This is a genomic window from Orenia sp. (assembly GCF_055140805.1).
The window spans coordinates 1-9,706 of the sequence record NZ_JBSQYM010000115.1 but is presented as its reverse complement, the minus strand read 5'-3'; the positions used below and the strand labels follow the sequence as shown (position 1 = coordinate 9,706).

11 protein-coding genes are annotated in these 9,706 nt (G+C 32.6%); all 11 read right to left on the bottom strand.

Annotation, left to right across the window (positions count from 1 at the left end; translation table 11 throughout):
• Positions 1 to 166: 166 nt before the first annotated feature.
• The 11 genes from ACTCDL_RS11390 to ACTCDL_RS11340 all read right to left on the bottom strand — a co-directional run bounded on the left by ACTCDL_RS11390 (position 167) and on the right by ACTCDL_RS11340 (position 9,265).
• Complete coding sequence (locus ACTCDL_RS11390; protein ID WP_463176627.1) at positions 167 to 1,021, bottom strand: NAD(P)/FAD-dependent oxidoreductase; 855 nt, start codon at positions 1,019 to 1,021, stop codon at positions 167 to 169.
• Positions 1,022 to 1,290: 269 nt separating this feature from the next.
• On the bottom strand, positions 1,291 to 1,521 hold the full coding sequence (locus tag ACTCDL_RS11385; protein ID WP_463176625.1) for a thioredoxin family protein: 231 nt from the start codon (positions 1,519 to 1,521) through the stop codon (positions 1,291 to 1,293).
• A gap of 15 nt (positions 1,522 to 1,536) precedes the next feature.
• Complete coding sequence (locus ACTCDL_RS11380) at positions 1,537 to 1,794, bottom strand: DUF2164 domain-containing protein (protein ID WP_463176624.1); 258 nt, start codon at positions 1,792 to 1,794, stop codon at positions 1,537 to 1,539.
• 208 nt (positions 1,795 to 2,002) lie between these two features.
• Positions 2,003 to 2,950, bottom strand: coding sequence for a permease (locus ACTCDL_RS11375; RefSeq protein WP_463176623.1), 948 nt, complete (start codon positions 2,948 to 2,950; stop codon positions 2,003 to 2,005).
• Positions 2,951 to 2,956: 6 nt separating this feature from the next.
• Complete coding sequence (locus tag ACTCDL_RS11370; RefSeq protein WP_463176622.1) at positions 2,957 to 3,271, bottom strand: ArsR/SmtB family transcription factor; 315 nt, start codon at positions 3,269 to 3,271, stop codon at positions 2,957 to 2,959.
• A 460-nt stretch (positions 3,272 to 3,731) separates the two neighbouring features.
• Entirely contained in the window at positions 3,732 to 4,448 is a 717-nt protein-coding gene (locus tag ACTCDL_RS11365) for a GntR family transcriptional regulator (protein ID WP_463176621.1), read from the bottom strand.
• Positions 4,449 to 4,570: 122 nt separating this feature from the next.
• Positions 4,571 to 5,446 carry a Cof-type HAD-IIB family hydrolase gene (locus ACTCDL_RS11360; protein ID WP_463176620.1) on the bottom strand — a complete coding sequence of 292 codons (876 nt, stop codon included), beginning with the start codon at positions 5,444 to 5,446 and terminating at the stop codon, positions 4,571 to 4,573.
• Positions 5,447 to 5,811: 365 nt separating this feature from the next.
• Entirely contained in the window at positions 5,812 to 6,597 is a 786-nt protein-coding gene (locus ACTCDL_RS11355; protein WP_463176619.1) for a histidinol-phosphatase HisJ family protein, read from the bottom strand.
• 65 nt (positions 6,598 to 6,662) lie between these two features.
• The gene (locus tag ACTCDL_RS11350; RefSeq protein WP_463176618.1) at positions 6,663 to 7,052 is read right to left on the bottom strand and encodes a VOC family protein; all 390 of its coding nucleotides are present in this window, start codon (positions 7,050 to 7,052) and stop codon (positions 6,663 to 6,665) included.
• Between the two features lie 36 nt (positions 7,053 to 7,088).
• Positions 7,089 to 7,631, bottom strand: a complete 543-nt coding sequence (locus ACTCDL_RS11345; protein WP_463176617.1) for a sugar O-acetyltransferase — start codon at positions 7,629 to 7,631, stop codon at positions 7,089 to 7,091.
• 200 nt (positions 7,632 to 7,831) lie between these two features.
• Positions 7,832 to 9,265: a glycoside hydrolase family 1 protein gene (locus tag ACTCDL_RS11340; RefSeq protein WP_463176616.1), complete on the bottom strand. Its 1,434-nt coding sequence runs from the start codon at positions 9,263 to 9,265 to the stop codon at positions 7,832 to 7,834.
• Positions 9,266 to 9,706: the final 441 nt, after the last annotated feature.

Here is a 9,706-nt window from a genome sequence, read left to right as displayed (position 1 = left end):
TATAGTGGATAGTTAAAAGATTAAAATCCTTATGTTTTAAGTTTTTGAACTTAACTATAAACTATCAACTTTACACTATACACTAAAGTGAAAAGTGTCTGAATATCTATCTATTCCCCCATAATAAAAGAGATGACATCACTACTGATATCACCCCAATTTAACTTCACTTCCCTATCTCTTTAACTGCATTAAGAGCAGCAACTTGTCCTTCTCCTGTAGCCTTACTGATCTGTAATGGCTCTCCAGTACAATCACCTGCTGCATAAACTCCAGCTACATTTGTTTCAAACTTTCGATTGACTTTAATATACTTCTTACTTGCTAACTCTAAGCCATCAACTATCTCAGTTGGTGGTACAGTTTCTCTTAAGATAAAGGTACAAGCCACCTCATATTCACCCGTACTTAACTTCACCTTATTAGCCATATTATCACCAGTTATCTCTTCGACCTTAGCATCTATAACTTGAATTCTTTCATCTAAATTCTCAATCTCTTTATATTGAGCTACATAATAGACATTTTCACAGATATCTGCTAGGAAATTTGCCTCTTCTTCATGATGAGCACTATCACTAATTACCATTACATCCTTACCCCTATATAGCATCCCATCACAGGTAGCACAATAGCTGATACCCTTACCTATGTACTTCTCTTCACCTTTCAATCTGGCCTGTTGAATTACTCCCAAAGCTAAAATCAATTTTTTAGCTTGATAATTCTCACCATTGGTAGTAACCATAAACTTCTCTCCCATTGGAAAAGCTTTAACCACCTTCTGCTTAATGATTGGAATCTCTAAATCCCCAATATGTTCAATATACGCTTGTGCTAACTCTGGTCCACTAACATTGCTAAATCCTAAGTAATTATTGACATGTGGTGCCCAATCAATCTTCTTAGCTATCTGCCCTCCTTCAAAGATAGCTACACTCTTATTACGGGCCTTAGCATTAATAGCTGCCGACATTCCCGCTGGTCCTGCTCCTACAATAATAATATCATATTCTTCCATTTGAATAACTCTCACCTCTTAGTTTATTTTATCCATTATATCAAATATTTAAACGGATTTCACTACTTGATTGCTAGTACTTTATATAATACCCAGATTTCAACTAAAATCTATTGTAAAGAAGGATTATTAATGGGGATATTGCGAAAATTTAGTAATCAGAAATCAGGAATCAGGAATCAGTGTTTATAACTGATTCCTGATTCCTGACCACTGATTCCAGGTTCCTAAAAATGTCGCACTATCATTCTATAACTCCAAATCTAGTTTTACTTAAGTAATTTCTTAATCTCCTCTTTACTGGCTACTCTACCCTTTACTTTCACCTTACCATCAATTGCTAGACCAGGAGTCTTCATAATCCCAGCCATTGCAATCTCAGCCATATCAGTCACCTTCTCTAGTTCAAGCTCAATCCCTAACTCTTTTGCAGCTGCTTTAGCATTATCAGCTAAGTTGATACAATTCTTACACCCACCACCATACACAGTAATCTTCATCTTAATCCCTCCTATTTATCTTTTTGAATTGCTATTTTTATATAATAAATCATAATCTATCTCTATATTCTCTAACTTCTCTACAAACCAAAGCCTAGAATCATCTAAGGCTTTATTATAAACTAAAGTCCCCAACTCTTCTAAAAAGAAATCCAATACCCTTTCAGCAGCAATAATTCCTAGCTCCTCTTCCCTTTCATTATAGAAGAAACCTTGAATCTCATTAATTAATCTATTCTTCTTCTCTCTAGATAATTCTAAAATTGACTCCAACCTCCCTTCTAAGTCCAGTTGACAATTAATTATATTAATTTAATTTTAACATATCTAGTGTCGGCTTATGGGTATATTGCGACACTTTTTATAAGTGTAAGTTGGTGTGGGAGTGTGAGTGAAATTCAATAAAAAGGCACTTCACTCACACCGACACGAAAGTGTCGTAATACCCTTATATCATATAATATCCCACAAGTAGAAAGAATCACATGACCCAATTAAACATATATCCCACTCCAATAATGGCTATCCCGACTACACCAATAAAGATTGCTATTAACTTAGGCTTAATTACCTTACGTAAGATAACCATCTCTGGTAAGGATAATGCCGTAGTAGCCATTATAAAACTTAGTGCTGTTCCCAAAGCTACACCTTTATCTAAGAGTGCCTGAGCAATTGGAATTGTTCCCATGGCATTAGAATAAAGAGGAATACCTACTAACACAGCTACTATAACAGACAGAGGATTTCCTTCACCTGCATACTTAGCCAATACCTCTGCTGGAGCATAGCCATGAATTAAAGCTCCAATTCCAATTCCAACTAAGACGTACTTCCAGACCCTTCCAACAATATCCTTGACCTCACTCTTAGCATACTCAATTCTCTGTTCCCAAGTTAATTGCTCTATCTCATCATCATCAATCTCAATCTGATAGACATACTCTTCTACCTCAGATTCTAAGCCGATACTCCCTATGATCATTCCACCAACTACTCCCACAACTATTCCACTGATTAAGTACAAGGTTCCTATTTGCCAACCAAATAATGAGTATAACATCACTAAGGCTACCTCATTAACAATTGGTGAGGTAATTAAAAAGGAGAAGGTAATCCCTAAGGGTACACCTGACTCAATAAAACCAATAAAGATTGGTACTGAAGAACAGGAACAAAAAGGAGTAACTACTCCTAAAGCTGAAGCTAAGAAATTACCAACAAACTTACCTCTGTTACTCAACAACTTCTTAGTCTTCTCTGGTGGAAAGAAACTACGCAAAATCGAGATAAAAAAGATCATAATACTCAACAAGACTATAATCTTAATCGTATCATAAAAGAAGAAATGCACTGACTCACCTAAACGAGTCCCCTCACTGAAATTAAGCCAATTATAGATCATCAAATCAGCAAACCACTTTATCATTCTCCATCACCCCTTTAATAATGACTCCCTAGTCTCTTCTAATTGCTTTAGCAAAATTGCTTTAGCAATCTTTAAAATCTCAATAACCTGCTCATCCTTTAGACTATAATAGACCTGTAGACCATCCTTTCTATCATTAACCAGTTGAGCATTCTTTAGCTTAGCAAGATGTTGGGAGATATTGGATTGGCTCTGGTCTAAATTTTCATAGATATGGCAGACACATAACTCTCCTTCTTTTAACAATTCTAAGATTTGAATTCTAATTGGGTGTGCCAAGGCTTTAAATAAATCACTCTTCAATTTAGCTAATAATGGCATATATTTTTCCTCCTAGTTTATCTATTATAAATTAATTCTACATCATACAATACACCATCTCTACTTTGTACCAGATGCAATAGATATACTAATACTTAATTTCTTTAAACTAAACTAGCTTGACATAGTATAAATTAAAACCTTCAATTATGTAATTATATTATTATATTCTAATATAGTCGTTAAAAATTTATATGTAGATATCCAAGTCTAAAGTGTAATTTAATGTATATATTGCGACACTTCTAGGAATCAGGAGTCAGGAACCAGTTATCAGTAAAACAGACTGATTCCCGATTCCTGACACGAAAGTGTCATAATATCTCTATATTTTTTAATTTTAAAGTTGGATGACTATATAAGTATATCATTAATTTCTAATATAATTATATTCAATTAATAATCTTATGTCAAGAAAATATTATACAAAATTTAGTAAAGATAATAGTTTAATAACTTTTTATCGGGAGACTATTCTAGTCATGACAAAATTATCCCCACCATAATAATTAAAACTATACACTATTGGTCTATTTTTAGAAAAAGTAGTCCTAATATTCTTTAAAACAGGTTGCTTTATATCTATCTCCAACAATCTACTTAACTTATCATCTGCTAATATTGCGCTTGTTTCATCTTTAGCCTTTGTAGGTTTGTGACCATTTCTTCTTAACATCTCATAGATAGATTGCTGGCTAATATCGATCTCTAATAAATCTGGACAGATAGCATAAGAGATATAAGATTGTTCAAAGCCTACTGGCTTATCATCTGCTAAAATTAATCGTTCTATCAAAATAACCTTCTCAGTTGAATTTAAATTTAGATTTTTAATAATCCTCTTATTTGGCTTGATTAATTCCTTATTAATAATTTTATTATTAGGCATCATTCCTTCAGCTTTGATATGTTCATTAACTCCAACTAGACTAGGAAACTCATTTAAATTATCTCGAGAAACAAAGGTTCCTTGCCTCTCTTTTCTTTCTAAAATACCTTCACTTACTAAATTTTCAAGGGCCTTCCTAACAGTCATTCTACTTACTTTAAAAACTTCCCCTAATTCCCGTTCTGATGGAATCTTCTCTCCTTGTATATATTCTTTATTCTCAATCTTATCCCTAATCAAATTCTCTATTTGATAATATAAAGGGATGTTATTATCCTCTAATTTCATATTTTAACCTTCTTTCTAACTTAAAAATTATTTAGTTCTATTAGTATCTACTATCATTATTGTAACTAAAGTCTATCATTTCCCCCATCTAATTACAATCGAATCTTCTATAAGTAAATAGCTTATAGTAACTCACTTAGCACCTTTGCCACTCCATCATCATCATTACTTTCTGCTATGATATCTGCTTTCTTCTTCAACTCACCAAATTCAGAGTTTGACATTGCTACCGAGGTTCCTGCAATCTCAAAGAGTTCTAAATCATTTCCCCCATCTCCAAAAGCGATACAGTTCTTAACATCAATCCCTAATTTATCTGCCAAATATAATAGTCCTGTTCCCTTGGATATATTGAGGGGATTTATCTCTAAATTCTCTTTAGATGAGCTGCTTAGCTTAAATTTCTCTCCAAAGCTTTCTACAATTCTTTTTTTTAAGGATTCCATTTCATCTATTTTACCCATCACATCTATCTTTTGCACGGCTAAAGAAGTATTTTTTAGCACCTCATAAATATTATCTGTGGTCTTTCGTGAATTAAATAATCTGATTAACCGCTTTATTAAGGCAAAGCTTTTAAAGAGATTCAATTTATTCTTAAATACTCCCTTATGAGATAAAACCATCTTAATAAACTTTAATTTACTCTTCATATAGATCTCTTCTGTAGCAGCCAATGAATAATTGAGTGAAGGGTAACTTTCTATTATTTTAAGTAAAGAGATAGTATCTTCTTGACCAATAGTTCGATTAAAGATAATCTCGCCATTAAAGTCTATAATATGACTACCATTGTTAGTGATATAAGCTAAACCTGCAATATCCTTGACTACACTTCTAGCTTCATAATAATTTCTCCCAGTAGCAATAGCAACCTTATATCCCTCTGAAATCAATTGCTTTACTACCTCTTTATTTCGTGAAGAAACCTCAGATTGTGAATTTAATAAAGTTCCATCCATATCTAATAAAACCATCTCTACTTCATGATTAAACATCTTTATCATCTCCTATGTACAAAGATTAGTCTCCCATCTAACAAATTTATCCCTTCTAAAGATTTTATTAAATTTCTAATATTATCTCCTTTACTAATAAAAAAAGTGATATGATTTGGGGATAATGCGACACTTCTTTGGAGTTGACGGTTGACGGTTGACAGTGGACAGTTTACAGTAAAAAGACAAAACCCTAGACTTTAAGAGCCTTTAGTGCTTTTGAACTTAACTGTCAACCGTCCCTACGAGTCTAAAATATAAGACTCTTCGTGTAAACCACTGTACACTGTCAACTAAGATACGAAAGTGTCACCATATCCCCATGAAGTTTCATCTTAGAATTAGACATCTATAATATAGCAGGCTCATAACTTATGAAAAATAGGCTTCATCTTTTCAAAGGTACAAAATTCTTTGTAGCCTAGTCTTTTAAGCTCTTCTTTGACATAGACAATCTTATAACCTACGTCTTCTTCTTGATGAGTATCTGAGCCTACTGTAATAATTTCCCCACCTAATTCTCGATATAACTTTAATATTTCTTTAGAAGGTGTTAGATCTTCTAAGCCATAGCGGAAGCTAGAGGTATTAACCTCAATCCCTTTTCCCTGCTTAATTGCCTGCGTTAAAATTTCAGTCACAATATCTTTTATCTCTGCAAAAGGATATTTTCCTAGTTTATCATACCTTGTAATCATATCTAAATGTCCTAAAACACTATAATCATCATATTTTCTAATCACTTTTAATATCTCTTCATAGTATTTTCGATTATATTCCTGCTGTGTCTTTCCCTTTTGAAAAGCCTGTGACCAGAACTCTTGATTATCTACTTGATGGCAAGAAAGAATAACAAAATCAAAGTCATATCGATCAAAATCCTTTTGAAACTGATTGATTGTATGTACCTGCATCCCAAATTCAATACCAAGCTTGATAGTAATTTTATTCTTATATTTCTCCTTATATCTTTGAATTTCTTTAATATAAGCAAGATAATTACAATTTAAATCTCCCTTTACCCCATAATCCACATGCTCAGTAAAACAGATCTCATCAATTCCTAAGGATATTGCCTTTTTAATTAGATCCGCCATCTCATAAGTAGAGTCATTACTGAAATTTGTATGTATATGATAATCAGCCAACATCTAAAAACCTCCTTTTAACCACAAATTAATCTGAAATATTATTTAGAAGTTTCAAATCTATCTTTTTAAGCAGTTATTTCAATTCTATTTCCATCTGGGTCTAGAATTACACTTTCAAAATATCCATCACCGGTCATTCGAGGCTCACCTATAACCTCATAACCATCTTCTTCTAACCATTCTGTAAGAGCTAAAACTTTGTTCTTACTCCCAACTGAGATTGCAAAATGAATTAATCCTAGATACTGGTCAGCAGTATTATTTAGGTTTTCAGGTATTGATGGCTTATGCATAATCTCTAAGCGACACCCTTGATCAAAAGATAAAAAATATGATTCAAAGTTTTTAGACTCATTAATATATTTATCTCCTACTGTGCAATTGAAATATTTAATATAAAACTCCTTTAATCTTTCAAGATTATCAGTCCAAATTGCGATATGTTCTATTTTCATCCCCTTTGTCCTCCTAAATATTAATTAATTATAATACTAAAGCTCCTTGATGATTTTAGCAGGATTTCCTCCTACAACTACATTATCAGGTACATCCTTAATAACAACAGCACCAGAAGCTACTACAACATTATCACCAATAGTAACACCTGGATTAATTACAGCACTGCCCCCAATCCAAACATTGTCACCAATGGTCACTGGCTTACCATATTCTGCTCCTGAAACCCTTAACTTAGCATCTAATGGGTGGGTAGCAGTATAAATAGATACTCTTGGTCCTAACATACAGTTCTTACCTATAGTAACTTTACAGACATCTAAGATAATACAGTCAAAATTGGCATAGAAGTTATCTTCAAGATAAATATTACTACCATAATCACAGCGAAAGTTTGGCTCAATATAAAATCGCTCCCCAGTACTAGCAAAAAGCTCTTTAAGAATATCATGTCTGTTCTTATCTGTTGATTCATTAAAAAGTCGTGTTATTTTTCTAGCATTAATTCTTTCTAAGACCAATTGCTCATCAGCAGCATTATACAACTCTCCAGCTAACATCTTCTCTTTTTCTGTCATTTTTTTCACCTTCTTATTCTAATATAAGCTATCTTTAATTACATCTCCAAACCTCAAAAATTTAAAACAATTAGAAAAAAGAGTCCATGCTAAATACACTTACAAATAGGTATTAATACTGGACTCTTTTATCTACTACTATACTTTTATGACCTCTAAATGAAATTGATATTATATTATTTTATTGCTAAATAATGATATCACTCTTCATCTTCAAATAATACTTGACCATTACTTGCTATTACATCTTTATACCAATCAAAACTCTTCTTTTTATATCTTGCTAAAGTTCCTGTTCCATCATCATAACGATCTACATATATAAATCCATAACGCTTTCTAAGCTCTGCTGTCGAGTTACTTACTAGGTCAATACATCCCCAGGTTGTATATCCTATCAGTTCTACTCCATCCTCTATAGCTTCTGCTACTTGTACTAAATGATCATTTAAATATTTTATTCTATAATCATCATTTACAGTCTTATTACCAGCTTCATCAGTTATAAGCTCATCATAAGCTCCTAGTCCATTTTCAACAATAAACAAAGGCTTTTGATATCTATCATACAATTGATTTAAGATATATCTTAATCCTTCAGGATCTATCTGCCAGCCCCAATCAGATGCTTCTAAGTATGGATTGGGTACTCCTCCTAAAAAGTTCCCTTCCCCTTGAGTATTTTTTTGGGGATCAGAGGTTGAGCAAGAACTCATATAATAGCTAAAGGAGATAAAATCAACAGTATGCTTTAATATCTCCTTATCCTCAGTAATAATATCAAGCTCGATATTATTCTCTTTAAAGACTCTATTCATATATTTTGGATACTCCCCTCTTACATGAACATCGGCAAAAAAGAGATTCTGTCTATCATCCTGCATTGCCTTGATTACATCACTTGGCTTGGGTGTTAAGGGATAGTTAGGAATACCCAAAATCATACAACCTATTTTGAAATCAGGATTTATCTCATGACCTACCTTTACTGCAAGAGCACTTGCTACTAACTTATGATGTATAGTCTGGTATAGATCCTCTTTACTTAATTTATCTTTTGGTGTCCATACCCCTGCACCCATATATGGATAGTGTAATGTCGAGTTGATTTCATTAAAAGTAAGCCAATACTTGACTTTATCTTTATATCTTGTAAAGACAGTTCTCGCATATTTTTCAAAGAAATCTATCAGCTTTCTATTCTTCCAGCCATCGTAATTTTTAGAGAGAGCGAGAGGAGTTTCATAGTGGGAAAGAGTAACCAATGGCTTGATATCGTATTTTGCTAATTCATCAAATACCTTATCATAAAACTCCAAACCTTTTTTATTTGGCTCACTGTCATCACCATTAGGGAAGATTCTTGACCAAGCAATTGACATTCGAAATACCTTAAATCCCATCTCTGCAAATAAAGCTATATCTTCTTTATATCTATGATAAAAATCTATCCCAACAAGCTTCATATTATCTTCTGTTGGTTTGTCTGTTCTTCCTCCCTTTATTCCTTGAGGATATATATCTTGGATTGATAGTCCTTTTCCATCTTCATTGTATGCTCCTTCAAATTGATTAGCAGCAGTTGCTCCACCCCACAAAAACCCTTCTGGAAACCTCTTCTCTAACTTATTCATAATTGCCTCCTTATAATTTCAAGTTAATATCACTATTATTTTAGACCACTAAAGATATTTATAATCAATAGTATAATCTCTTCTTTCAATTGATAAATAGATAGTTATACCTTGGTCTATACCAAGGTTGATAATAAAAAAATTTCTTTTCTCTATTTATTTTAAAAATAATTCCTATAATTTTAAGCTTCTTATATAAGTAATTAGTACTTATATTACTAAATCTCTGATATTGGTATATACCAATAAATTTATATGTTAATTATAAAAAATATACCTTCAATTGTCAAGTTTTTAATTAAGTTTTAACATCTTTAGATTTATAGATCTCCAAGTCTAAAATGTAATTTAATGGGGATATTGTGACACCTTTAGGAATCAGGAGTCAGGGACCAGTTATCAGTAAAACAGACTGATTCCAGATTCCCGATTCCTGACACA